Annotated in this window: 21 protein-coding genes; 8 read left to right on the top strand and 13 right to left on the bottom strand. The window is 64.5% G+C overall.

Features of this window, described 5'->3' with window-relative positions; genetic code table 11:
* Position 1: 1 nt before the first annotated feature.
* Complete coding sequence (locus tag R3280_RS03440) at positions 2 to 1,108, bottom strand: helix-turn-helix domain-containing protein (protein ID WP_318997182.1); 1,107 nt, start codon at positions 1,106 to 1,108, stop codon at positions 2 to 4.
* 223 nt (positions 1,109 to 1,331) lie between these two features.
* On the opposite strand from R3280_RS03440, the gene R3280_RS03435 reads away from it, so the two are divergent.
* The gene (locus tag R3280_RS03435) at positions 1,332 to 2,219 is read left to right on the top strand and encodes a metal-dependent hydrolase (RefSeq protein ID WP_318997181.1); all 888 of its coding nucleotides are present in this window, start codon (positions 1,332 to 1,334) and stop codon (positions 2,217 to 2,219) included.
* A 247-nt stretch (positions 2,220 to 2,466) separates the two neighbouring features.
* Positions 2,467 to 4,488, top strand: a complete 2,022-nt coding sequence (gene ftsH, locus R3280_RS03430) for an ATP-dependent zinc metalloprotease FtsH (protein WP_318997180.1) — start codon at positions 2,467 to 2,469, stop codon at positions 4,486 to 4,488.
* A 38-nt stretch (positions 4,489 to 4,526) separates the two neighbouring features.
* Here the strand turns inward: ftsH and R3280_RS03425 are convergent, their stop codons facing one another.
* The 4 genes from R3280_RS03425 to yfbR all read right to left on the bottom strand — a co-directional run bounded on the left by R3280_RS03425 (position 4,527) and on the right by yfbR (position 8,102).
* Positions 4,527 to 5,183, bottom strand: a complete 657-nt coding sequence (locus tag R3280_RS03425; RefSeq protein WP_318997179.1) for a phosphoribosyltransferase — start codon at positions 5,181 to 5,183, stop codon at positions 4,527 to 4,529.
* Between the two features lie 114 nt (positions 5,184 to 5,297).
* On the bottom strand, positions 5,298 to 6,422 hold the full coding sequence (locus R3280_RS03420) for a GGDEF domain-containing protein (RefSeq protein ID WP_318997178.1): 1,125 nt from the start codon (positions 6,420 to 6,422) through the stop codon (positions 5,298 to 5,300).
* A gap of 105 nt (positions 6,423 to 6,527) precedes the next feature.
* Positions 6,528 to 7,343, bottom strand: a complete 816-nt coding sequence (locus tag R3280_RS03415; RefSeq protein WP_318997177.1) for an SDR family NAD(P)-dependent oxidoreductase — start codon at positions 7,341 to 7,343, stop codon at positions 6,528 to 6,530.
* A gap of 165 nt (positions 7,344 to 7,508) precedes the next feature.
* Positions 7,509 to 8,102, bottom strand: a complete 594-nt coding sequence (gene yfbR / locus R3280_RS03410; RefSeq protein ID WP_318997176.1) for a 5'-deoxynucleotidase — start codon at positions 8,100 to 8,102, stop codon at positions 7,509 to 7,511.
* 161 nt (positions 8,103 to 8,263) lie between these two features.
* Between yfbR and R3280_RS03405 the strand changes: the two genes are divergently transcribed.
* The gene (locus R3280_RS03405; RefSeq protein WP_318997175.1) at positions 8,264 to 9,001 is read left to right on the top strand and encodes an amino acid ABC transporter substrate-binding protein; all 738 of its coding nucleotides are present in this window, start codon (positions 8,264 to 8,266) and stop codon (positions 8,999 to 9,001) included.
* A gap of 19 nt (positions 9,002 to 9,020) precedes the next feature.
* On the opposite strand, the gene R3280_RS03400 is transcribed toward R3280_RS03405, so the two are convergent.
* Complete coding sequence (locus tag R3280_RS03400; RefSeq protein WP_318997174.1) at positions 9,021 to 10,283, bottom strand: MHYT domain-containing protein; 1,263 nt, start codon at positions 10,281 to 10,283, stop codon at positions 9,021 to 9,023.
* 129 nt (positions 10,284 to 10,412) lie between these two features.
* Positions 10,413 to 13,127 (bottom strand): DUF748 domain-containing protein, encoded by a 2,715-nt coding sequence (locus R3280_RS03395; protein WP_318997173.1) that lies wholly within the window; start codon positions 13,125 to 13,127, stop codon positions 10,413 to 10,415.
* Positions 13,128 to 13,409: 282 nt separating this feature from the next.
* Between R3280_RS03395 and pdxH the strand changes: the two genes are divergently transcribed.
* From pdxH to R3280_RS03370, 5 genes are all read left to right on the top strand, one after another.
* A complete protein-coding gene (gene pdxH / locus R3280_RS03390; RefSeq protein ID WP_318997172.1) occupies positions 13,410 to 14,045 on the top strand; it encodes a pyridoxamine 5'-phosphate oxidase in 636 nt (211 codons plus the stop codon).
* Complete coding sequence (locus tag R3280_RS03385) at positions 14,011 to 14,811, top strand: 4'-phosphopantetheinyl transferase family protein (RefSeq protein WP_318997171.1); 801 nt, start codon at positions 14,011 to 14,013, stop codon at positions 14,809 to 14,811. The genes pdxH and R3280_RS03385 overlap by 35 nt, the downstream gene beginning before the upstream one ends.
* Complete coding sequence (locus R3280_RS03380; protein WP_318997170.1) at positions 14,798 to 15,400, top strand: DNA-3-methyladenine glycosylase I; 603 nt, start codon at positions 14,798 to 14,800, stop codon at positions 15,398 to 15,400. Before R3280_RS03385 ends, R3280_RS03380 begins: the two co-directional genes overlap by 14 nt.
* A gap of 81 nt (positions 15,401 to 15,481) precedes the next feature.
* The gene (locus tag R3280_RS03375; protein ID WP_318997169.1) at positions 15,482 to 15,787 is read left to right on the top strand and encodes a DUF6482 family protein; all 306 of its coding nucleotides are present in this window, start codon (positions 15,482 to 15,484) and stop codon (positions 15,785 to 15,787) included.
* Positions 15,784 to 16,227: a DUF3429 domain-containing protein gene (locus R3280_RS03370; RefSeq protein WP_318997168.1), complete on the top strand. Its 444-nt coding sequence runs from the start codon at positions 15,784 to 15,786 to the stop codon at positions 16,225 to 16,227. The genes R3280_RS03375 and R3280_RS03370 overlap by 4 nt, the downstream gene beginning before the upstream one ends.
* Before the next feature lie 96 nt (positions 16,228 to 16,323).
* Here R3280_RS03370 and R3280_RS03365 read toward each other — a convergent pair whose 3' ends face one another.
* From R3280_RS03365 to R3280_RS03340, 6 genes are all read right to left on the bottom strand, one after another.
* Positions 16,324 to 17,322, bottom strand: a complete 999-nt coding sequence (locus R3280_RS03365) for an RNA polymerase sigma factor RpoD/SigA (RefSeq protein ID WP_318997167.1) — start codon at positions 17,320 to 17,322, stop codon at positions 16,324 to 16,326.
* Between the two features lie 272 nt (positions 17,323 to 17,594).
* Complete coding sequence (locus R3280_RS03360; protein WP_318997166.1) at positions 17,595 to 19,049, bottom strand: aspartate kinase; 1,455 nt, start codon at positions 19,047 to 19,049, stop codon at positions 17,595 to 17,597.
* A 130-nt stretch (positions 19,050 to 19,179) separates the two neighbouring features.
* Positions 19,180 to 20,451, bottom strand: a complete 1,272-nt coding sequence (ectB, locus tag R3280_RS03355; protein ID WP_318997165.1) for a diaminobutyrate--2-oxoglutarate transaminase — start codon at positions 20,449 to 20,451, stop codon at positions 19,180 to 19,182.
* A gap of 132 nt (positions 20,452 to 20,583) precedes the next feature.
* Entirely contained in the window at positions 20,584 to 21,096 is a 513-nt protein-coding gene (gene ectA, locus R3280_RS03350; RefSeq protein ID WP_318997164.1) for a diaminobutyrate acetyltransferase, read from the bottom strand.
* Between the two features lie 119 nt (positions 21,097 to 21,215).
* On the bottom strand, positions 21,216 to 22,112 hold the full coding sequence (locus R3280_RS03345; RefSeq protein ID WP_318997163.1) for a hypothetical protein: 897 nt from the start codon (positions 22,110 to 22,112) through the stop codon (positions 21,216 to 21,218).
* A gap of 64 nt (positions 22,113 to 22,176) precedes the next feature.
* Positions 22,177 to 23,580, bottom strand: coding sequence for a sodium:solute symporter family transporter (locus tag R3280_RS03340; RefSeq protein ID WP_318997162.1), 1,404 nt, complete (start codon positions 23,578 to 23,580; stop codon positions 22,177 to 22,179).
* Between the last annotated feature and the right edge of the window lie 305 nt (positions 23,581 to 23,885).

Below are 23,885 nucleotides of genomic sequence, written 5' to 3'. Positions count from 1 at the left end.
GTCAGGGACCCAGCTCCGGGGCCGGGTCCGGGCCATCTTCACGGAATTCGCTGGCGGACTTGCCGGTCCACTTGCGAAAGGCGCGGCTGAAATTCGACAGGTCAGCATAGCCCAACTCGTAGGCAATTTCGCTCACCGAACGGTTGGTGTAGCGCAGCAGCTGGATGGCCCGGTCCTTCAGTACCGCCTCCACCAGCTCCCGATAGGTGGTGTTGCGGTCCGCCAGCCGGCGCTTGAGGGTTCGCGACGACACACAGAAGCGCTCCGCCATGGTGTCCAGGGACGGCAGCGGCGCCGGCATGACGTGCAGCATATTGCGGATGGCGAAGGTGATGTCGCCCTGCTCCTTGAGCGCCTTCTGCAATTCGAACTCGCACTGCTCCCGCGCCATGTCCGAAGCCTCGGCGTCCGCCAGCCGCATCCGGGCCCGCAGCAGGGCCTTGGGGAAAATCATCATCTCCGCCTCCCGGCCGTATTCGAACCGTACCGGCAGTTGCAGCTGGAAATCCTGGTAATAGGCTGGCTCCGGCCCCCTCAGGTGCACGGAGACCCCGGGCAGCTTGCCCGCCACCAGCTCACAACCCTCGGCTGCGGCGCTGTCACGGTCCACCAGCTGTTCGGTGAGCAGCACCAGAGTGGCGCTGACGGTTTCCGCCAGAAAGGGGTCCAGGGTGGCGACACTGAATTCCGGCTTCAGCTGCACCAGCACGCTGTCGTCCGCTTCCCGCAGGGTCATGGCGAGAAAGGGAGCCCGCAGCCTGAGATAGCGCCGCACCGAATCCAGCGCGTCGGCCATGGTAGGGCTGGTGAGGGCGGCAAAGCCTAGGGTACCGTGAATGGTCACCCGCAGCTCCCGGGCCAGCAGGAAGCTCAGACCCTGGTGACCAGCCAGCGCCACCGCCCGGTCCGCCATGGTGATGGCGTCGGTGACGAACACCCGGCTGTCGTTGGCGCGCAGGTCGGCGGACCCGAAATCCAGGCCCTCGTAGAGAACGCGGTCGTCGTGACCCAGCTTGCGGACCGTCTCCGCCAACACTCGCAGGTAGACGCCCGGCACCAGGAAGAGGGCAAGCATCTGGCGTTCTTTTTCCGGGCTGACGTTGGCCATGGCGCACACCTTTGTTGGAACCTGCCCCGGACACTAGCACGAAGCCCTGTCGTCGGCATTGAGGCCAGGGCCACCTGCGGTGCCGTCACTTCAGTCAATACAGGCCAGGGCGCTGGCCCAACCTCCACGATAGCCGTCCTCTTCTCGCATTCCGCAAACGCCTTGCGCCCGCCACACTGGCCCCATGACATCAGCCAAAGCGCCAATGCGCAGAGGAGGCATTATGCTGAGCAATACGTCTACGCAGCAGACCGGCGCCCGCAAGCCGGACAGCGTCACCATCAAGCCGCAACGCATGGGTTTCGAGTTCGGCGAACAGACGCCCCGCTACTGGCTGGATAACAGCTACACCCTGAGCCATACCATGAACGCGCTGTCGGTACTCTTCCCCCAGGGCGAGCAGTTCTTCGTGGACTCGGTGCGCCACTTCCGGGACCGGATCACCGACCCGGCCATGAAGGAGGAGGTTCGCGGCTTCATCGGGCAGGAAGCCATGCACTCGCTGGAACACGTGGCCATGAACCAGCACGTCCGCGACCAGGGCATGCCCGTGGAAGAGCTGGAGAAACACCTGGAGGTGGTACTGGGCATCGCCAAGAAGCTGCCCAAGCGTCACCAGCTGGCCATCACCTGCGGCCTGGAGCACCTCACCGCCATGATGGCGGACATGCTGCTGGAACGCAGCGACGTGCGGGAAGACATGGACGAGTCCATGCGGCCGATCTGGGTCTGGCACGCCATCGAGGAAACCGAGCACAAAGGCGTTACCTTCGATGTCTTCCAGGAAGTGGGCGGCACCTACGCCGAGCGCACCTTCTACCTGGCCTTCAGCACCGCCATGCTGGGGGTCATGGCGACCTATTTCACCGGCCGCATGATGCTGAACGACCGCAGGAACTTTTCCCTGCGGGACGGGGCCCGGGGTCTCTGGCGCATGTGGGGCAAGAACGGCACCTTCTCCAGCCTGATCCCCACCTGGCTGGATTATTTCCGGCCGGATTTCCATCCCTGGCAGCATGACAACAGCGAGCTGATCGCCCGCTTCAAGGCGCAGATCCAGGACTACATCGCGCCCCAGTACCGCCAGGGCAATCGCCGCACCCTGCAGTAAACGGCTGGGCCGATGGCGATCCGGACAAAGGCACCTGCGGGTGCCTTTTGTCGTTTAAAACGACATGTATGGCCTGCCGGACGTTGAAATCCACCGGAATCGCACACAGCTCTGTAGGTATTGATTTCGCAAACACGTCGGGGAGGTTCGTCACGTGTCCCAAGGTGCCCACAGACCCAACCAGCCGCCTATTCACCGCAATTCCTCCGGGGATGACAGGCGCCGCCAGCAAAAACCGATAGACCCCATGGCCAGCCAGGGCCACCAGCAGCAGCCACCGCAATGGACCCGCATGGTCCACATTCTGCTGGTGGCCTTCGTCATTTTCTATGCCCTGCAGCTGATGTCGGAATCCAACGTCCAGCAGCTGACCTACACCGAGTTCAAGAAAAGGGTCACTGCCGGCCAGGTCAGCGAGGTCACCATCGAGGGCCATCAGGTCACCGGTACCCTCAAGGCCGGTGATGCCGAAGGCGTTGCCGGCCAGACCGGCAACCTGTTCCGCAGCCACATCCCCGAGGTGGGTGACAGCGACATCATCAACCTGCTGGAGCAGAACGACGTCACCATCGATGCCGAGGAGTCCGGCACCGACTGGTTCACCCGCATGCTGATCAGCTTCCTGCCCTGGATCCTGATCCTCGGCCTGTTCTTTTTCTTCTGGCAGCGCATGGCCAAGCAGATGGGCGGCGGCCAGCAGGGCAGCGGCCTATTCAGCATGGGCAAATCCAAGGCCAAGCGCTTCCGCAAGGACGAACCCCAGAAGACTTTTGAAGACGTCGCCGGCTGTGAGAATGCCAAGAGGGACCTCACCGAGATCGTCGACTACCTGAAGAACCCCTCCTACTACCAGCGCCTGGGGGCCAAGTTGCCTCGCGGCCTGCTGATGGTGGGCCCGCCGGGTACCGGCAAGACCCTGATGGCCCGGGCCGTGGCCGGGGAGGCCGATGTGCCCTTCTTCTCCATCTCCGGTTCGGAATTCATCGAGATGTTCGTCGGTGTCGGCGCGTCGCGGGTGCGGGACATGTTCAAGCAGGCGCGGGAAGAGGCCCCGGCCATCATCTTCATCGACGAGCTGGACGCCATAGGCCGCTCCCGGGGCACCGGTGTCGGCGGCGGTCATGATGAGCGTGAGCAGACGCTGAACCAGATCCTGTCGGAAATGGACGGTTTCTCCCCCACCGAGGCAGTGGTGGTGATCGCCGCCACCAACCGGCCGGACGTGCTGGACCAGGCCCTGCTGCGCCCGGGCCGCTTTGACCGCAAGGTCACCCTGGACCGGCCCCAGCGGGATGCCCGGGAGAAGATCCTAGAGGTCCACACCAAGGCCATGCCTCTGGACGACGACGTCTCACTGAAGACCGTGGCGCGCCGCACGGTGGGCTTCTCCGGCGCCGACCTGGAGAACCTGGCCAACGAGGCCGCACTCTACGCCGGCCGGGACGACAGCAAGACCGTGACCATGAAACACTTCGACCTGGCCCGGGACAAGATCCTCATGGGCTCCAAACGGGAGCACAAGCTGTCGGAGGACGAAAAGCGGGTCATTGCCTACCACGAGTCCGGCCACGCCCTGGCGGCGCTGCTGTATCCCAAGGCCGATGCCCTGGAGAAGGTCACCATCATCCCCCGGGGCCGGGCGCTGGGTCTGACCGAGCAGGCGCCGGATGAGGACCGCCTCAACATGACCGCCAGTTACGCCCGCGACCGCATCGCCGTGATGCTGGGCGGCCGGGTCTCGGAAAAGGTGGTGTTCAACGAACTCAGCAGCGGCGCCGAGAACGACATCGAGCAGGCCACCAAGCTGGCGCGGCGCATGGTATCCCGCTGGGGCATGAGCGACGTCATCGGCCCGGTGTCGGTGGGATCGAGCCAGGAAGAGGTCTTCCTCGGCCACGAGATCTCCCGTGAGAAGGAATTCAGTGACGCCACCGCCGAGAAAATCGATGACGAGGTGCGCAAGCTGATCACCGACATCGAGGCCGACGTCAAGAAGGCACTGGAGGACAACCGCGACCGCCTGGACAAGCTGGCGGAGACCCTGATGGAGGAGGAGACCCTGGAGTCCGACCGCATTCGCTCACTGCTGGACCTGCCCAAGGACAAGGAAAAGAAAAAGGGCAATGACAAGGACGACGGCGACAAGGCCGGGTCCGGCGGGAAAAAGCGGAAGGAGTCGGACGACAGCGACGACGACAGCAAGGATGACTCCGGCCAATCCGGCCACAAGCAGGGCACCAAAAAGAAGGCCTCCGATCAGGAGGCCTGAGGTGCTGTTCCGGGCGCTGCCAGGGTGGCGTCCGGGACCTACTGCTTCTCCCGCTTCCAGGCCCGGTCCAGCAGCTCCCGTACTTCCTCATCGCTGGTCTGACCGAAATCCCGGTACCATTTGCCGATGGCCATGAACGGCTCCGGTGTGGCCAGGCAGGCAATGTCGTCCACCTTGCCGGCCAGCCGGTCCAGGGTTTCCTGGGGCGCCACCGTCACCGCCAGCACCACCTGTTCGGGATTCTGGCGCCGCAGCGCATCGATGGCCGCTTCCATGGTGGCCCCGGTGGCAATGCCGTCGTCCACCAGAATGACGCAGCGACCCTCGATTTTCGGCGCTTTCCGGTCGCCCCGATAGGTGCGGTCACGGCGTTCAAGCTCGGTCTGCTCTTTCTTCGCCACCTTCTCGATGTCCGCCTCCGACACATTATGGGAGCGGATGACGTCGTCATTGAGCACCTTGACGCCACCACTGGCTATGGCGCCCATGGCCAGTTCCTCCCAGGCCGGCAGGCCCAGCTTGCGGACAATCATGAGGTCGAGGCCGGCGTCCAGGGCATCGGCAATCTCGGCCGCCACCGGCACACCACCCCGAGGCAGCGCCAGCACCAGCACATCGTCGCGATCACGGTACTTGCCGAGTTTCTCCGCCAGCGCTTCGCCGGCGACCTTACGATTCTTTATGGGGACATCCATCGTCTCCTCCTTGCCTTTGCGGTGTGATCCCGGAGTGAAGTCTCCTGAGGATTACCTGCGGTCGAGGCGACGGTTATCAACCCGCTGGCACGGTAGCGGCCGGATATCGGCCTGCTAACTGATAGCGCCGGAGGCCTGCGCCCCCAGATTCACGCCGGCACCGGCGCCGCCGGGGCGGAAGTCACTGGCCGGCACCACCCGGTTGCGGCCGGCCTGTTTGCCCTGATACAGCCGCTGGTCGGCAATCTGGTAGAGCTCGTTGAGCCGTTCGGCATCCGCCGGCCAGTAGGCAATGCCAAAGGACGCCGTCACCGTGACCGGCTTGCCGTCGTAAAGGGCGGGGGAGGTGGCGATGCGTTCCCGCAGCTCATTGGCAAGGCGGTAGGCGTCCGCCACATCCACATCCCGCAGGATCAGGCCGAACTCCTCGCCGCCGAGACGGCCGACGCAGTCGGTGTTGCGCAGACGGGCATTCAGGCACTGGCCCAGATGGCGCAGGATCTCGTCGCCGGCGTCGTGGCCCAGGGTGTCGTTGACCCGCTTGAAGTGGTCGATGTCCATCAGCACCAGCGCGAAGCGGCCGTGGTTGCGACGGCACTCGTTGATCACCCGCTCCAGTGTGCGGCGGAAGCTGCTGCGATTGGACAGTCCGGTCAGGGAATCGGTTTCCGCCATGGTCACCAGCTTGTCCTGGGCTTCGGCCCGACTTTTTTCATAGACATGCATGAACAGCAGGATCAGTACCCCGCAGAAGGCCGGATTGAGCAGATCGATCATGACCCGGGCGCTGTCCAGGGCGTCAAGCTGGATGTAGAAAACATAGCCACCCGCCAGCATGAAGGGCACCGCCAGGAAAAAGCCGGCAACCCGTCCCAGCAGCAGGTAGGACAGGATCGGCATGATGAAGACCCAGACGTAGGCCGAACTGGAGGCGCCGGGCATCATGATGATGTAGAGGAAGAAACTGAAGGCCGTCACCAGGTAGCCGTAGGTCCAGAGCTGGAAACGGGCGGAATCCATCACCCGGGTGGCGCCATACCCCAGCACCGCAGCGGCCACAAGCTCGGCGACTGCCAGGACATGGTTGCCATTGAACAGCTGCAGGGTCGCGAACACCGACAGGGTGACGCCGGTGGCGATAAAGATGAGTCGCACCAGGCCCCGGCGGTGAAGATCCCGCAGGCCGGTCTTGCTGTATCGGATACCCGGATCGGGCTCTCTGGGCAGGGAAGATTTCATGGCGCACCGGGCTGATCATCTGCGCCTGAGTATAGGTCCGCTGCAGGCGCAACGCCATAACCCCGACGGCACCCGCCTACGGGCGCGGGCCGTCGGAGCGGGATCTCAGACGTAGAGATTCTTGCGGGAGAACCGCTCCACAAGGGGCTGGTAGGCGGCGCCCAGCACCCGGTTGATCAACTCGATCCCCCAGGCGTCCGGACCCACCAGGATGCGGGACTCGTCCTTGAGAATGCCCTTGACGATGATGCGGGCGGCTTTCTCCGGCGAGGTAACCGCCAGTTTGTCAAACCCCTTGCGCTGGGCCTCGGCGTTCTCGGACTTGCCCATGCGGGCGGCGTTGGCAATGTTGGTGCGGATACCGCCGGGGTGGACACAGCTTACCGCCACCGGCTGCTTCTCCAGTTTCATTTCCTGGCGCAGCGCCTCGGTGAAGCCGCGGACAGCAAACTTGGCGGCGTTGTAGGCGCTCTGCTTGGGCACACCGATCAGGCCGAACACGCTGGAAATGTTCACCACATGACCCTCGCCGGAGGCAATCAGGTGGGGCAGGAAGGCGCGGGTGCCGTGGGCAACGCCCCAGAAATCGATGTCCATGACCCACTTGAAGTCTTCGTCGGTCATTTCCCGGACCGTGGCGGACAGCGCCACACCGGCGTTGTTGATCACCAGGTGGACAGCGCCGAAGTCCTTGGTCACCTGGCCGGCATGGGCGTAGATGGCGTCACGGTCGGCGACATCGAGGCGGTAGGTACGGACTTCCGAGGCATCGCAAAGCGCCGCGGTTTCCTTCAGACCGGCCTCGTTGACATCGGACAGCGCCAGCCGACAGCCCCGGGCTGCCAGTTCCATTGCCAGGGCCCGGCCAATACCGGAGCCGGCACCAGTCACCACGGCCACCTTGTTGTTCAGATCCTTCATTACTGCAACCTCTTGCTGATGTCGGTAAGGGCAGGCCGTGGCCTGGATTCGCCCAAATATGCTGGTCAGATCGAGCCTCACTGTAGCAGCTCGTGCCCCGGGGCCCATGGCAGAGATTCCACCAGCGCGCAGTCACTGCGGTCAGGAAGACATCCGGCAGCCCCCTCAGGCCAGCAGGTGGTCCAGGGGCTGCAGGTAGCTGGGCGCAAACACTTCCAGAAAATACTCCACCTCCGGCGATGCCTCCTGGCGGATGCGCTGGTAAATCTGGCTGGCGGCGGGCTCGAACTCCTTGTTGCCGGCCTGGATCTCCGCCTGGCACTTGAGCCAGGCCGACAGCCGGTCGGCCGCCTTGACGATCGCCAGCACCTCGGGCGCCCACCGGGCCTCCTGGAGGTAGGGCCGGAAATCCGCCTGCAGATCTTCCGGCAGCAGGGCCAGCAGTTCGGCCTGGGCCTTGTGCTCGATCTCGCCGAAGGCCTCCCGCATGACCCGGGAGTGATACTTGACCGGGGTGGGCATGTCGCCGGTGATGACCTCGGCGGCATCGTGGTAGAGCGCTGCCGTGGCCACCTGGTCCGGGTTGACCTCGCCGTCGAAGTGGCGGTTGCGTATCAGCGCCAGGGCGTGGGCTATGGTGGCCACTTCCCAGGAGTGGGTAGCGACGTTTTCCTCGATGGCGTTGCGCATGAGCCCCCAGCGCCTGATCCAGCGCAGGCGGGCGATGTAGGCGAAGAAATGGCTGGGTTTTCGGGTCATGCCGGGGGGTCATCCTTTTGCGATTGTTTTCAGTCTGTCGCTTCTTCCGTCGGCTTTCCAGTGCTAATCTGGTACCGCAGTTGAACGAATGTTCATTTTAATTGATGCGACCGGAAACCATGCCCCATGCCAGGATTTTGACTCTTGCTCTGATCACCCTAATGACCGTTTCAGGTTCTGCTCTGGCAGCAATCCGGGTGGCGGTGGGAGTCTATCATTTTCCGCCGGTTGCCACGGTATCGGCGACAGGGGAGGTCAGCGGCTTGGTGGGCGACCTGTTGGCGGAACTCAACACCCGCCAGTCGGAGTACCGGTTCGAGACCTACATCACCTCACCGAAACGGCGGCAGCTGGATTTCGTGGAGGGCCATTACCACCTGATCTTCTTCGAGAGCCCCCGCTGGAGCTGGCAGGATGTGGATCATCTCGCCACCGAACCGTTGTTGATGGACCGTGAGCTTTACGTGGCCCTGGCCAAGCCGGGCCGGGACCAGTCCTTTTTCGAGCCGGTCAGCGAGCGCAAAATAGTGGCGATGCTGGGCTACCACTATGGCTTTTCCGACGAGGTGACCGATGAGCAGATCCTGCGCCAGCGGTTCGATATCGAGCTGTCCCACAGCCACCGCCGCAACCTGGAGCTGATCCTGGCGGACCGCCCATCGGTGGCGGAGGTGGCGGTGGTCAGCGAATCGTATCTGCAGCTGTTCCTGCAGCGCCAGCCCGCCATGGCCGACCGCCTGCTGGTGTCAGAGACCCCCGACCAGAGTTACCGGATGCGGGCCCTGTTGCGGCCCGACGCGCCCATCAGTCTGCCGGCACTCACTTCCCTGCTGGCCACCATCAAGGACTCCGGGCTCTACGCCGAAATGGTGGCCAGGTATGGTCTGCAGTTGCCCTGATGCCGACGGCTAATCTGGGCTAAGAGGGAGACTGCACCACCGCCCCGGCCATGGACTCATCCTTGACCGCACTAGCCAGCTCACGGACCGGCCGCGTCCTGGCGGCCGCTTCCAGCAGTCGGCGACTGGAGCGGCCATCGTCCGGAAAGCGCGCCTGACCCGCAAACCAGATGATTCCGTCCGCATCTTCGGCGAGATTGCCAAGCCGCTTCAATGCGTGCACAAAACTGTTGGCTGAACGCTCCGGAATCACGGCTACGAAGGTGCTGGCCGAATGCCGGGCCAGAAAGGCATCGCCCACGCACCACTGCAAGCGTTTGGTGGCTCCCTTGAGCATCGCCGCTCGTTTCTGCTCTTCCATGCCCTCACAGAGCTTGCGGTAATTGCTCATCTCCAGATAGACCACACCGAAGCGCTCGGGCTCGACGGACGTTTCCGCCAACGTCGTCAACAAGGCGCGATCCAGCGAGGCACGGTTGGGCAGGCCGGTGGTCTGGTCGTAGAAGGCCAGCCGGTCCCGCCGCTGCTCTTCCAGACTGAGCTGCGCCAGGTTGCGGCGCCGGCGCCGCACATCCAGGGCCGACGCTACCAGCGCCATCACGATGAACGCCGCAATGAACAGGCCCAGCGGCAGCCCCAGCCAGTTACCGGCCAGCAGGTTATCGGCGGCCGGCATCGCCGACGGCGCGAAGCTCACCGCCGCCATGCCGACATAATGCATACCGCAGATGGCCGCGGCCATGATCAGTGCTGCCACAAACTGAAAGACCACCGCCTCGGTGCCTTCAACGCCCTGCAGTATCCGACTGATGGTCAGGGCCGCCCAGGAGGCGCCAATGGCCACGGCCACCGAGGCCGCCACCAGCAGCGGATCGTAGCCGAGCCCCGGGGAAAGCTTCATGGCCGCCATGCCGGTGTAGTGCATGGCGACAATGCCCAGCCCCATTACCAGGCCGGCACCGGCGATCTGAAACTGGCTGGCGCGGGGCTTGCTGATCATCAGCAGGGCAAGGGCGGAGGCTAGAACCGCCGGCAGCACCGACGTGGCGGTCAACGCCAGATCGTAAGTCATGGCCACCGGCATGATGTGGGCCCGCATGCCAACAAAATGCATGGTCCAGATTCCCAGCCCCAAGGATAGGGCCCCCAGGGTAACCCAGAGTCGCCGCTTGGCGTCGGTGACGATGGTCAGCTGGGAACCAAAATAGAGCGCACTGTAGGACGCCAGGATGGCAATCAGATAAGACAGGAATACCAGGGATAGGTCGTAATAACCGTGCATCAGTCAACTCCATGGCCAGAAAGGGCGCAGCCCCTGCTGCGCCACCTGAAAAGTGAATCTGGGCTCATGAATACGGGCCGGGACGGCCCACAGTTGCCTGATTTATGTAGCCATTTGTAACAGATCCGATCAGCGCGCCTGCAGAGCAACAGGCACGCGTACCAGTTCGGCGTCCTCGCCCAGGCCGGCGTCCCGTATCGGATCCCGCAGGTAAAGCTGGCTGCTGTCGACATCGTAGGTCTCGGTCAGCTGCCGCTGCAGGGTCTCGCCCCGGTCCGCGGCGAGCTGGTCCAGAGCCTCCTCCAGGGCACCGCCCTGAGCCGCCAGTTCGGGGCCATCCAGCACTGGCGCCACGGCACCGCGGATATCCAGCACCAGGCCAGGGCGCTGGTTGAGGGCTTGCGACAGGGCCTCCAGTTTGCGGGCCTCGCCCTCACCCAGTTCAGCGCTTCCGGGTCGGAAGCCGATGGCGCTCAATTCGGGTCCGGTAAGGCCGGTCAGGTCGGCGATGGAACCCAGGACGCTGAAGGGAGAAGTGGCCGCCTTGATCACCAGGTTGGCAAAGGCGCCCATCACCACGCCGCCGATCTGGAAATTGGGGTCCTCCAGGTCGCCGTCGATGGGGATATCCAGTTCAATCTGGCCGCCGGAACCGCGGAGCAGGGCCAGGCCCAGCTTGATGGGGGCGTCCACGGCCTGTTCACTGGCCACTGACTGCCCGAGCTCCAGCCGATCCAGCACAATGTGGTTGGTACCGGACAGCTGCGTGCCCTCCAGCCGGTAATCCAGCGCCAGGGCCAGCTTGCCGCCGTCCACCGTGTAGCCCAGGTAGCGGGCGAAATAGGGGCTCAGGAGTGGCAGCGACAGCTGGTCCAGGTCCACATCGAGCGTGCTGGTCTGGTCGCTGCCCAGGGCCGCCAGATTACCCTCCACCGTCAGGTCACCGGCCTCCGCCACCCTGCCGGACAGATTGACCCGGCCCTTCTGGGGGGTGACGTTGCTCAGGCCGGTCATGGAGCCGGAAAGCTGATGCAGCCGGGTGGCAAAACGGCGCTCCAGGGAGCGGTCGGTGTAGTTCACCGTACCCTGCTGCAACACCACCTCGCCGACCCGGAAGATGAAGCCGTCGCCGTCCTCGCCGCCGCGGTCGCTATCCGCGCCCTGAGGGTCGTCGGGGTCGTCACCGGCCAACACCTCAATCAGGTTCAGGGCGCCGGATTGCGAGCGCTCCAGCCGGACCTCCGGTGATGCCAGCGCGATGCTGCCGATCTCCAGCCGGGCCGGCGCCAGGTTGTACTCGATGGGTTCCAGCCGCACCGACTGCCAGCTCACCAGGTTGCGGTCCTCCCCGGTCCTGGCGAGCGCCACCCCGGTCAGCTCGCCGCGGCCGCTGAAGGTGCCGGTGAGGGGTTCGGTCTGGCCGTCCAGGTCCAGGTCGCCATCGAGGGTGAGCTGGCCTGCCTTCACGTCCAGCGCCGCCAGTTCTTTCAGGTAGCCTTCCGCCGCCGCCAGGGACAGCGCCTGCGCCGACACGCCGGCTTCCAGGGTGAAAGGGGACAGGGTGAGCTGGCCACTGCCGCTCAGCCTGCCGCCGGCTGCCACCAGACTGGCGTCGTAGCGCACCGGCTCGGCCAGCTCATGGCTCAGGCCTTCCACGTTGAGCTGGATCTCGCTCAGGTCCAGGCTGATCGCCTGCTCCGGCACCGCGTCCTGCCACTGTACCCGGCTCTGCTCCAGACCGACCCAGGCCACCGACCAGCGGAATGGCTGGCCGGCGCCAGTGTCAGGCTCGCCGTCGGCTTTCCCGGTTTCGCCGGTCTGGTCATCGTCCGCGAACGGGCGCAAGAGGTTCAGGCTGCCATCGCCGGCCCGCTGCACGCGGGCGTCCAGTCCCTGCAGACTGACTTCACCAACGCCGAGTTCGCGCCGGCTTAGGCTGAAGCCAATGCTGTCTGCCACCAGAGCAGCCAGCGCCAGGTCCGGGGTGTCCCCTTCCTCGCTGCCGGTGGCCACCGCCAGGTCGCTGATCTCGATGCGGCCATTGCTGGTTTCCAGGGTCAGGCCGTCGCGGGTGTTGGTGCGGTAATCCGACGCCACCGTCAGGCGGCCCTGCCGCAGCTCGTAGGGCAGGTAGGGCGCGGCAAAGTGGCCGATGGTGGTGGCCGCCAGGTTCTCCAATCGCAGCCGGCCGCTGGAGCTGAAGGGCACAAGATTGAGCTGGCCTTCCCAGGCCAGGCTTTGCTCCCCCAGGGTGGCGTTGAAGCGGTAACCGCTGCCGTTCTCGTTGGGGAAGGTGGCCAGGTCGTTGAGCACCAGGTCCAGGGAGCGGATCTCGAAGCTGGCCTCCTCCGCCTTGCTGAAATCCCGCAGCAGGACTTCGCCCTGGTTCAGGCTGATGCGGCCGAAGTAGAGCCTGGCGGGTTCACCCTCCGAACCGCTTTGCGGCGGTTGCGGTTCGCCCTCGGGCCGGGGGTTGTGGGCGCGCCAGTCCCGCAGCAGGTTGATGCCGTAATCCTCCAGCAGATCCACCCGCAGGTAGGGCTGGTCCAGATCGATGGTCTCCAGCGCCACCAAACCGCGGAACAGCTGCAGGAAACCCAGGTCCAGGTGCAGGCGCTGGAGCCGCAGCACAGGCTCCTGGCCGTCACTGGCATCCAGGCCCCGGACCGTGACCGACATGGCATAGGGGTTGGCGGTCACCTCCTCCACCGAAGCGCTCCAGCCCAGGCGCTGCTCGAGCTGCTGTGGCAGCGCCCGCTCCAGCCACCAGGGCAGCACCTGGAAACCCAGCAGGGTGTAGAGCGCCAGAATCACCAGCAGCCAGACCGTCCATCGCTTGTGCAAGGGTTTTCTGAGCGGGGCCTGGGCCACGTTGTCACTCCTGTTGTGGGATTGGGTTGCGGGGCCTGGGCCGGCCCGGATCTGCGCCTTTCCCGGCGCACGATTACCGCAAGGATAGCCGCCGAGCGTCCGGTTTGTCATGGCCACGACCATCCGCCAACGTACCGTTTCGCCGGTTGAGTACGTATCATGACCGATGACCGCCGTTGGCGAGGCTCCCGAGACGGGGCCGGCTGCGCCGTTGCGCGGCGGTGTGTGGCAGCCATTGGAAACGGAGTGAGGTAGATGGATATCAGCGATATGCGGCGCGACTTCGAAAGCGAGGGTCTGAACCGGGAGCACCTGGACAGCGACCCTTTCCGACAGTTCGAGCACTGGTTCAATGACGCCCGCCGGGCCGACATCCTGGAGCCCAATGCCATGTCACTGGCCACCGCCGGTGCCAATGGCCTGCCGGATGTACGGACCGTGCTGCTGAAGTATTTCGACCGCGACGGCTTCGTGTTCTACACCAACTACGGCAGCCGCAAGGCGGCGGAGCTGGCGGAAAACCCCCAGGCCGCGCTGCTGTTCCCCTGGCTCGGGCTCAATCGCCAGGTCACCATCCAGGGCCGGGTGGAAAAAGTCAGCAAGGCCGAATCCCTGAAGTACTTCGCCTCCCGGCCCCGGGGCAGCCAGATCGGCGCCTGGGTCTCGGAGCAGAGCCGGGCCATCAGCTCCCGGGGGCTGCTGGAGCAGAAAGTCGCCGAGATCAAACAGCGCTTTGGCGATGGCGAGATTCCGCTGCCGTCGTTCTGGGGTGGTTACCGGGTCATGGCCCAGCGCATCGAGTTCTGGCAGGGCCGGCCCAGCCGGCTTCACGACCGTTTCGAATACCTGAGGGCCGATGATGGCTGGACCATCCAGCGTCTCCAGCCCTGATACCGTCGGCGGCAGCGACGTCAGTGTCTGGCTCAGTCGGCTGCCGGCGCAGCCGGACCTGGCGGCCATGGGCCGCTGCCTGGACGCTGCGGAACGGACCCGACTGCAGGGCCTGGCGCCGGTCCGGCAGCAGGAGTTCGCCCTCAGCCGCTGGCTGATCCGGCAGGCCCTGGCCCGGGCCAGCGGCCTGGAGCCGGATCTGTGCGCACCGGTGCCGGGGCGGCCGGTGCGCTCGGCCCGGCCCGAAGGCTGGAGCCTGTCACTGAGCCACAGTCACGGCGTGGCGGCCTGCGCGATCAGCGCCGGTACCGCGGTGGGAGTGGACCTGGAGCCCCTGGTCCGGCGCTCGGCCTGGCAGCAGGTGGTCAGGCGCTGGTTCACGCCGGCGGAGCAGGCCTGGCTGCTGGCCGATGGACAGCACCTGGACTTCCTCCGGGTCTGGACCCTCAAGGAAGCCTGGCTCAAAGCCACCGGCCGCGGCATTGCCGGCCACCTGCAGACCCTGGAGGTGGGCGCCGGCGGCCAGCTCCACGGCGATGACCGGCGCTATCCCTGGCGGGGCGGCACCGGCACCGTGGCGGACATGATGCTGGCGGTGGTCTACAGTGATGAGCGGCAAAGCCGGGGTGCGCCGGCGGTACACTGGCTGACCGCGCCGACCCGGGCCACAACCGGACCCGCCCCGGAGCCACCACCGGAGCCCGCGGCCATGGCCTGGTGGACCCACACCCATATTGATACCGAGGCTCACCATGACCGACCATGACCGCCAGCGCTGCGACTGGTGCGGCACCGATCCGCTCTACGTGGCCTATCACGACAATGTCTGGGGACGGCCGGAATACGACGATCGGGCGCTGTTCGAGAAACTCTGCCTGGATGGCCAGCAAGCCGGCCTGAGCTGGATCACGATTCTGCGCAAGCAGGACAGTTACCGGGCCGCCTACGATCGGTTCGATCCGGCCCTGGTTGCCCGCTACGACGAAGCCAAGATCCAGCAGCTGCTGCAGGACCCGGGCATCGTCCGCAACCGCCTCAAGATCGAGTCCGTCATCCGCAACGCCCGGGGCTATCTGGCCCTGCAGGACAGCGGTGTGTCCTTCAGCGAGTTCCTGTGGGGCTTTGTCGACGGTCGGCCACGACAGAACGCCTGGACCAGCATGGCCGAGGTGCCGGTGACCACGCCGGAGGCCAAAGCCATGTCGGATGCCTTGCGCAAGCGCGGCTTCAATTTTGTCGGCCCCACCATCGTTTATGCGTTCATGCAGGCCACCGGCATGGTCAATGACCACCTGGTCCGGTGCCCGGCCCACGAGCCCTGCCGTCAACTGGGCCAGCGGCCGGCGCCGGGGTGAGCTTTTCCAGCCCCGGTTGATCTCGAATCCAACCGGCGGCGTATAGGCTCCCATAGTCTTCAACTCTCGGAGTCATAGCACGTGAGAATTACCCTGGCCGAGCTGCGCTCCCTCGACACCGTGACCATCGACCTGCTGGAGATCGTGTCCATCGAGGGCCAGCGCTACATGGCCCGCATCCACATCGGCGACGCCCTCTACCTGCTGTCCGATGAGGCCGGCAAAACCGCCCTGTTCCGCAGCAGCTGGGAGATCCAGGACACCCTGGGGGCCTTCGAGGTCACCGCAACCGATATGGTCCATCCTTCCGCCTACCATGAAATGGTGGGCATGGCGCCCAGCGATGTGGAGCCCATGCGGATCCGCATTCAGGGCGACCCATCATGATTTCGGTCTCCCGTCTGGCCATCGCGATCGGCCTTGCCGGTCTGCTGCCATTCATTTTCGGCGCCCTGGCCGTGTTTGTCTGGCCCCAGTACGGCGCCACCCTGGTGTCCTACTTCTACCTCTACAGCGCCGGTATCCTGGCGTTCATGGCGGGGGTCTACTGGCCCATTGCGCTGCAGCTGGAGGACCGTTGCTACCCGCTGTCCCCCATCAGCACCCTGGTGATCAGCCAGTGCTTCTTTGTGGCCGCCGGCCTGGGCCTGTTGCTGCCGGTCACCGGCCAGATGCTGGTGTACCCGCTGGCCTTCCTGGGTCTGTACCTGGTGGATATCCGCTGGATGAACCTGTACTGGCCAGACTGGTACCGCAAGCTGCGGCTGGTGCTCACCCTGGTGGCGGTGGTCTGCCAGCTGGTCGTGGCGGGCTGGCTGGTGAGCTGAGCAACCGCTCTCCATGAAAAAGGCGCCTGATCCGGCGCCTTTTTTATGCTGTGATGGCTGTGGCCCGAGCGTCTGCCCTCGGGCCCTGGGGGGAAATCAATTCCCCACCAGTTCCCCCATGCCGGCAAACTTCTCCCGCAGTTTGCCGAGCGCGGTCTTCTCGATCTGGCGTACCCGCTCGCGGCTGATGCCCATCTCGTCGGAAATGACCTGCAGGGTCTCCGGTTCCGGCCGGTCCAGGCCAAAGCGCCGGGACAGTATGTCCTGCTCCCGCGGATTGAGATTCTCCAGGATACTGTCGAGGATCCGCCGCCGGTCCCGGGGCACCAGCGCTGCTTCCGGCGCCTCGCTGTCCCCCAGGGTGAGGGCGTCCCCCAGCACCACGCTGCCGTCGTCGTTGGCGGGCGCCTCGGTGGACACCTCGGCACCGGCGTAGGTCATCAGCTCGCTGATGCGTATCGGCGAGACCTCCAGCTCCTGGGCCAGTTCGCTCTGGCGCGGGGTGCGGCCAAGCTGGCGGTTCAGGCGCAGGGTGGTGGCCTGCAGGGCGCGGAGTTCGTCGACAATGTGGTCCGGGGTCCGGACCACCCGCCGACCGCGCTTGAGACAGCGCTTGACCTCTTCACTGATCCACCAGTAGGCGTAGGTGGAGAAGCGGAAGCCCTTGCCCGGGTCGAACCTTTCCACCGCCTTGATCAGGCCGACGTTGCCGTCCTGGATCAGGTCCGACATGGACAGACCCCGGTTGGCGTGGCGACGGGCAATGTGAACCGCCAGGCGCAGGTTGCTCTGGATCAGCAGCTCGCGGCTGGCGCGCACCAGGCGGTAAGCACGGCGGGCACGCAGGCTGCTGAAATCGGATTCGCCGCGGTCCCCCACCACGTCCCTGATGGTCCGGGGGACGTCCGCGGCCAGGCCCTGGTCGCCGGCGAGAATCTCGAGGCAGCGAACCAGGCGCCGGCTCAAGCGACGCTCACCCGGCTCGGTCAGCAGCTCGTGCTGGGCCGCATCCCGGAAGTAATGCCCAACCAGCGAGCCAAGCTCACCGCTCTGGACACCGGTGGAAGCTTCCACCCGTTCCTGAATGTCGTTCATGACGTTGATCCCGTTTTGAAAAAGTTTGTCAAGAATACGCGTGAAATGGGCAGGCGGATTGCCGGCGGGTGCCGGGCTCTAAGCGTCGGACAGGGTATCGGCGGGTGGGTTCCCGGCATCGGAAAGGAAGGCGATCGGGCCCGCCCGGCCCGGGGCACGGGCGGCCCGATCAGGAGGCAAGACACCTCCATTGCCCGGGACCGGAGCGACCGGTTCCAGCCCCCGGCAATCAGGTCGGGGCGCGGCTGAGGCGCCCTCGCCAGCGCGGCCGGTCAGGCCGCGACTATGGCGTACTCGTGATTGTGGGGTTCAATCAGGGTCTGGTGCAGTTTAGTAATGGCGCGCTTGTAGTTCTCTTCCTCCACCACAAACTGCATGTCCACCTGCCGCAGGCACTGGTGGATGGCGAGGATGCTGATTTCCTCGTCCGCCAGGGACTTTACGGTCTTGGACAGGATGCCAGGTACCTGCATGTCACTGCCGATGGCCGATACCAGCGCCACCTTGCGGGTGCTGATCTCGCCGTTGGGGAACTCCTCCTTGAGGGCCCGCACCACCCGCTTGACGTGCTTGAGGGTGGTATCCACGTAGTGGGTGATGGTGTTGGCGTTGGTGTCCTTGGTGACGAACCGGATCTTGAAGCGGGTCAGGATATCCAGGATGCGGCGGTCGTAGCCGGGCTCACCCTGCATGTCCTGGTCGAACACCTCGATGGCGAACACGCCCTTGTGGCCGGCAATGATCTCCACCTGCGGCTTCTCGCTGATGTAGTCGCGGGTGATCAGGGTACCGGTGTGCTCCGGGTCGAAGGTGTTCTTGACCCGCAGGGCGATGTCGTTCTGGCGCAGGCCCTTGGCGGCACGGGGGTGGATGGCCTCCATACCCAGGTTGGCCAGCTGGTCGGCAACGTCGTAGTTGGTGCGGCCGATGGGCACCACCTTGTCCTCGCCGACGATCTTGGGGTCCGCCGAGCTGAGGTGGTATTCCTTGTGGATAATGGCCTCGGCGGCTTCGGTGATGACCGCAACACGGCTGAAGGTCATCTCGCTGTAGCCCCGGTCGAAGGTGCGCATCAGGCCTTCCTTGCACTGGGTGTAGCCAGTGACAATGGGCATCTCGCGGGTCAGGTCGATGGCGTCAAAGGCCTGCTTGAGCTTTTCGTCCAGGGGCAGCAGTTCGTTGTCGCGCCAACCGGTGAGGTCGACAAAGCGGGCATTGATGCCCTCGTGCTGGAGCTTCAGGGAGGTATTGAAGGCGCTGTGGGCCTCACCGATACCCGCGAGCATCTCGCGCACGGTGAGCAGGTGCTCCTCGAGCTGGAACTGGCCGTAAGAGCACAGCCGCTGCAGGTCGATCAGGCAGCCCCGGACACCTTCCACCCGGTCGGTGATGAACTGGTCCGCCTGCTGGCGCAGCATGTGGTCGTCGAAAAGTTCAGCGTTGAGGTCGGTGAGAAATTTCACCAGTTTGGTGAGGTCGTCACCCCAGGCCCAGTCGGACTCGGCATCGGCAAAAAGCGCATAGACGCCGGGCTCCCCGGTCTTCTTGTGCTCCAGGAGTTCGTCGGTGACGCCGCCGTACGCGGACACCACGAAAATACGGTTGTACAGTTCATCCTTGCTGCGGTTGCCCAGAACGATATTGTCGCGGACGGCTTCGTAATTGCTCATCGAAGTACCGCCGATCTTCTCCACGGTATGCTGTCGAGCTTGCTGTTTGGTAGTCATAATCCTGTCTTCGGTCGCATGAATGTTGGGAACCGCCGGAGCGGCTCCTTAGCGCCGGGAAAAACAGCGATCGGAGAGGGGCCCTGCTTGGGGCTTCCCGGCCTTGCCGCGCCCTCCCCGATGGACGTCCTCAGGACGCCTGGCTCATTTCTTCCTTCATGATTTCACTTACGCATTCGGTCAGCAAGTCCAGACCCTTGTTCAGGTCGGCTTCGCTGATGGTTAGCGGCATCAGGCACTTGACCACCTCGTCGTCGGGACCGGCGGTCTCGATGATCAGGCCCCTCTCGAAGGCCAGGGTGGTGATCCTGTCCGCCAGCTCACCGCTGGCGCAGGCGATGCCCCGCATCATGCCGCGGCCCTTGAGCCGGAACTGGTTGGGGCCGTACTGGTCGCAGATGGCCTTCAGACGCTTGCCAAGGATCTCGCTCTTGGCGCGCACCTCGTTCTGGAAGGCATCGTCCTGCCAGTAGGTCTCGATGGCGGTGCGTGCGGTAATGAACGCCATGTTGTTGCCGCGGAAAGTGCCGTTGTGCTCACCGGGGTTCCAGATGTCCAGCTCCGGCTTGAGCAGCACCAGCGCCATGGGCAGACCATAACCGCTCAGTGATTTCGAAACCGTGACAATATCCGGCACGATGCCGGCGGCCTCGAAGCTGAAGAAATCGCCGGACCGCCCGTTGCCGGCCTGGATGTCGTCCAGGATCAGCAGGATGTCGTGCTTCTTGCAGAGCTTGGCCAGCGCCTGCAGCCACTCCGCGCTGGCGGCGTTGAGGCCACCCTCGCCCTGGATCGCCTCGACGATGACGGCAGCCGGCAGGTCGGTGCCGGAGGAGTTGTCGCTCAGCAGCTTGTCCATCATCTTGATGGTGTCGATGTCCTTGCCGTAATAGCCGCAGTAGGGCATGAACTCGACGCTGCTCAGGGGCACGCCGGCGCCACCGCGGTGGTTCTTGTTGCCGGTGGTGGCCACGGCACCCAGGGAAACACCGTGGAAGCCGTTGGTAAAGGAGATGATGCCGTCACGGCCCTTGACCTTTCGGGCCAGCTTCAGCGCCGCCTCGACACAGTTGGTGCCGGTGGGACCGGTGAACTGCATCTTGTAGTCCAGGCCACGGGGCTTGAGGATGATGTTCTGGTAGGCCTCGACAAAGTCGTGTTTGGCGGTGGTCCACAGGTCCAGGCCCTGGCTGACGCCATCGCTCTGGATATACTCGATCAGCGCCTTCTTGAGTTCGTCGTTGTTGTGGCCGTAGTTCAGGGATCCGGCACCGGCCAGGAAATCCAGGTATTCACGGCCATCCTCGGCGTACAGGTGTGCGTTCTTGGCCCGGTTGAAGATCATCGGAAAGGCGCGGGAATACACGCGTACCTGGGATTCAGTCGCTTTAAGAAGTTCCATTGTCTTGCCTCTTAGCATGTCAGGTTCGAGGGGGAATGCGGGGAGTGGGGCCGGTTTCGGTCGCGGCCCGGAATCCGCGCGTGGAAAAGCCAGGGTGTGGGCGCTCCTCAAGCGCCCACCGGCTTCAACCGCTTACGACTTCTTCAGAGGCCCGATGCGGAGCAGGTACTCGGGGTCGTGCTTGCCCCCGAAGTGGGTCTCTTTCTCGAAGTGCTCGTGGTAGGTCAGTTCTGCGTCCATGTCCCGGGCGAAGGAGCGGAACAGGGCCCAGGAGGCCTTGTTGTCCCAGGTGATGGTGGTTTCCATGTGGGTGACGTTGCGGCAGGCATCCCGTGCCACAATTTCCTTGAGCATGCGCTTGGCCAGGCCCTGGCCGCGGCCTTTCTCATGGACCGCCACCTGCCATACGAAGATGGTGTCGGACTGCAGGGGGGGAATATAGGCGGAGATAAAACCGACCAGATCACCGTCCATTTCGGCCGCCACGCCGGTCTCGGCAAAGTGGCTGCACTGCAGGAGGTTGCAGTAGATGGAATTGGGATCCAGGGGAGGACATTCCTCCACGAGCTGGTGGAGCCTGAAGCCATCGTCCTTGTTGGGCTTGCGAAGTTCGATGGCGCTTTTTTGCGAGGCTTTATCAGTCATAAGTGGTCGTTTATCTGCTTAAGATGCCTCCAAATTATATAGACCTCGAAATAAAAATCAACCAGAAATCCGGCGCAAGCGAACTCAAGGCCGGCCCTCGGCGGGGTCGGGCCGGCGCCTCAGGCCAGCCCGTCCAGGGCCAGATCCCGCAGCGCCAGCCCGGTTCCGCCGGCAATCCGGGCCCGGTAGGAGCGCTCTGCATCGGAACCCGCCGGCCAGTGGCGATCGAACAGCCGCAGCCACGCAACGGTGTCAAACGCCACCGGCTCCAGGGAGCCGCTCATTCCGGCCAGCTCCCGGCTGGTCAGCGAGCCGGCCGGGGCCGGACCCGGCGCCAGCCGCAGCACCAGACCGCGGCTGTCCTGCTGCAGGTTGCCCATGCCGGCGGCGCCGTTGTTGAGCAGAAGCCGGGGCCGCCCGGCCACCACGCCGGACCAGACCACCGGCAGGCAGGTGTGGGTGCACAGGATCACATCGGCATCGCAGCGGCGAAACCAGTGTTCCAGCTGACCGGCGCCGGCGTCAGACAGCAACTCATGGGACAGGCCCCAGCCTGCCAGGGATTCCGGATCGCCGTGCAGAACCAAAACCTTTAGGCCACCAAACAATGCCGCCCGCCAGCGGGGCAGCTGCGCCAGGCGACCGGTGATCTCGCCCTGGTCCGCCGCCACCGCCTGCAGGCGCTCCATGATACGGTTGGAGCGCTCCACCACGCCGGTATCCACAAAGTCCGGATAGGCGCAGCCACAGCCGGCGCCTTCGCTGGGGTGAGCCAGCTCGTACTCCACGTTGCCCAGCATGGCATCATGAGCCAGGACCCGCCGGTTGATCTCGGCGAACCAGTCCGCCTCAGCGTTGAACCAGTTGAAGTCGCCGTTGAACAGCAGCCGCACACTGGCGCCGGCGCGGCGCTCCCGGTTCACCATGGCCTCGATTTCATCAAGGGCGAAGGGATTGCCGTAAAGCCCGCCCACGACGTAAAGCACCTGTTCCGGCCAGTGTTCCGGCTCGGCCATCAGCGCTTCCGGCCGATAGCGATAATGGATAGGGCAACTGCGGCCTGCCGCATCCGACATGGCGTCAGGCCTGACCGACCGCTACCGACCGGCCGGCAAGCCGGCGCAGCAGCAGGGGCAGGAAGAAGCCGGCCGAACAGATCAGGAAACCGTAGGCATTGACCCCCAGTAACGTGGCGTAATTACCCTCGCCAATGGCCCAGCTGTCGGGTATCAGACCCACTGCCAGCAGAATGCCCAGCACAATGCCGGTCCAGAAACTCAGGTGGAAGCTCCAGGGGGACCACCGGGTAAAGCCGTAGAACAGGAAGACCGGTGCCAGCCCCATCACCATGGTCCCGGAGATGGTGGTGGCCTTGAGGATGTCGGTGCCGGCAAACATCGGCAGGTTGCCCAGGATGGCAAAGATGATCATCACTGCCGCTCCGACCCGCATGCTGGGCATGCGCTCAGCACTGCGCCTGACCAGTTGCGGCAGGTCCACCGCCAGCGACTTGGACAGCGAGCTGAAGGTGGAATCCAGGGTGGAGCCGGCGGAGGTCATCATCACCACACTCATGAAGAAGAGAGCGGCCAGGCCCAGGGACTGGCCCACCGCCGCCGGCGCATTGCCGGCCGCCTCGATGCCGTTGAGCTGGGCATGCACGCCCACCAGGCTGAACACGAAGACCGCCACGAAACCCAGCAGACCGGCCACCACGAAGCTTTTCAACATGGTTTTCTCGCGATTGACGAAGCCCCGGTCGGTGAGCACCGGGTCGTGGAAGGGGTAGCTGAAGATCTGAAGCCCGGCCACAAGCAACAGGTCGACGCCCGCATTGAGACGGAATTCACCGGCGGTCAGCAGGACGCTGGTGTCGTTGGCGGGAATAATCAGGAAAAGCACGGCGCCGACGAAGAACACGAACACAAAGGCCTGGATCACATCGGTAAAGATGGAGCTGCGCAGACCGCCCTTGAGGCTGTAGGCCAGGGTGAAAGCGGTGAACAGCATGGCGGCGGTGTAGTACTCCCATTGCCCCGGCAGTCCGAAATAGCCGCCCACCACGGCGGTGTTGCTCCAGACCTCGTTGTAGAGCCGGATCAGGATGGCGGCGGCAAAGCTCAGGGCGGCCAGCCGGCCAAAGCGCGAGGTCAGGAAGTTCTGCAGGCTGGTGGCGCCGGTCTGGGTGCGGATCAGGTAGATCACGTAGCCGGCAACGGGGATCGACAGCCAGTAAGTGGCGTAGGCCAGGCCGCCCACCAAGCCGTAGGCGGCGCCCAGGTTGGCGGCGTTGGTGACGGATTTGGCAAAGATCCAGCTGATGAAGATGCTGGCGGTCAGTGACCACTGACCCACCGGATTGCCCTTGTCGTCGGCGCCCCGGTAGAAAGAGGCGGCGTTTTTGCTGCGGGGCGACAGGAGGTACATGACCCCCCCGTAGACCACCAGGAATCCCCAGAACAGGGCAGCTTCGGTGAATGGCATTTTGTTCTTTTCTCCGTTTTTGGGGCCGTCTGGGCCGATTGCTGAACAAGTTTCTTTCGGCGGCAGGCCTGATGGCCCGGTGCTTGTGGCAGTGGGGTGGGTCCCTCCGGAAACACGCCTGTAAATACGTCCCTGTACGGCTCGGGCGTGGCCATCCCTGGCCACTCACGATTTCAGAAAGGTCCCCTACACCCTCTGCTTCAGATTCTGTGCCATTCGCCATTCATCGTTCGGCGGCCACAGGGTCGTAGTTTTCAATTTCGAGCTATTACAGAAGATTGGCGTGGTAGTGGGGGGGGGGGGGG

The sequence above is a fragment of the Marinobacter sp. genome (genome assembly GCF_033722195.1).
In the GTDB taxonomy this organism is placed as follows: domain Bacteria; phylum Pseudomonadota; class Gammaproteobacteria; order Pseudomonadales; family Oleiphilaceae; genus Marinobacter.
The sequence above is the reverse complement of the archived record's forward strand: the minus strand, read 5'-3'. Positions and strand labels throughout refer to the sequence as shown.

Excerpts from the sequence above, each read along its gene's own strand:
- R3280_RS03440 (WP_318997182.1), bottom strand. The coding sequence starts at position 1,108 with ATGGCCAACGTCAGCCCGGAAAAAGAACGCCAGATGCTTGCCCTCTTC.
- R3280_RS03435 (WP_318997181.1), top strand. The coding sequence starts at position 1,332 with ATGCTGAGCAATACGTCTACGCAGCAGACCGGCGCCCGCAAGCCGGAC.
- ftsH (WP_318997180.1), top strand. The coding sequence starts at position 2,467 with ATGGCCAGCCAGGGCCACCAGCAGCAGCCACCGCAATGGACCCGCATG.
- R3280_RS03425 (WP_318997179.1), bottom strand. The coding sequence starts at position 5,183 with ATGGATGTCCCCATAAAGAATCGTAAGGTCGCCGGCGAAGCGCTGGCG.
- R3280_RS03420 (WP_318997178.1), bottom strand. The coding sequence starts at position 6,422 with ATGAAATCTTCCCTGCCCAGAGAGCCCGATCCGGGTATCCGATACAGC.
- R3280_RS03415 (WP_318997177.1), bottom strand. The coding sequence starts at position 7,343 with ATGAAGGATCTGAACAACAAGGTGGCCGTGGTGACTGGTGCCGGCTCC.
- yfbR (WP_318997176.1), bottom strand. The coding sequence starts at position 8,102 with ATGACCCGAAAACCCAGCCATTTCTTCGCCTACATCGCCCGCCTGCGC.
- R3280_RS03405 (WP_318997175.1), top strand. The coding sequence starts at position 8,264 with ATGACCGTTTCAGGTTCTGCTCTGGCAGCAATCCGGGTGGCGGTGGGA.
- R3280_RS03400 (WP_318997174.1), bottom strand. The coding sequence starts at position 10,283 with ATGCACGGTTATTACGACCTATCCCTGGTATTCCTGTCTTATCTGATT.
- pdxH (WP_318997172.1), top strand. The coding sequence starts at position 13,410 with ATGGATATCAGCGATATGCGGCGCGACTTCGAAAGCGAGGGTCTGAAC.
- R3280_RS03385 (WP_318997171.1), top strand. The coding sequence starts at position 14,011 with ATGATGGCTGGACCATCCAGCGTCTCCAGCCCTGATACCGTCGGCGGC.
- R3280_RS03380 (WP_318997170.1), top strand. The coding sequence starts at position 14,798 with ATGACCGACCATGACCGCCAGCGCTGCGACTGGTGCGGCACCGATCCG.
- R3280_RS03370 (WP_318997168.1), top strand. The coding sequence starts at position 15,784 with ATGATTTCGGTCTCCCGTCTGGCCATCGCGATCGGCCTTGCCGGTCTG.
- R3280_RS03365 (WP_318997167.1), bottom strand. The coding sequence starts at position 17,322 with ATGAACGACATTCAGGAACGGGTGGAAGCTTCCACCGGTGTCCAGAGC.
- R3280_RS03360 (WP_318997166.1), bottom strand. The coding sequence starts at position 19,049 with ATGACTACCAAACAGCAAGCTCGACAGCATACCGTGGAGAAGATCGGC.
- ectB (WP_318997165.1), bottom strand. The coding sequence starts at position 20,451 with ATGGAACTTCTTAAAGCGACTGAATCCCAGGTACGCGTGTATTCCCGC.
- ectA (WP_318997164.1), bottom strand. The coding sequence starts at position 21,096 with ATGACTGATAAAGCCTCGCAAAAAAGCGCCATCGAACTTCGCAAGCCC.
- R3280_RS03345 (WP_318997163.1), bottom strand. The coding sequence starts at position 22,112 with ATGGCCGAGCCGGAACACTGGCCGGAACAGGTGCTTTACGTCGTGGGC.
- R3280_RS03340 (WP_318997162.1), bottom strand. The coding sequence starts at position 23,580 with ATGCCATTCACCGAAGCTGCCCTGTTCTGGGGATTCCTGGTGGTCTAC.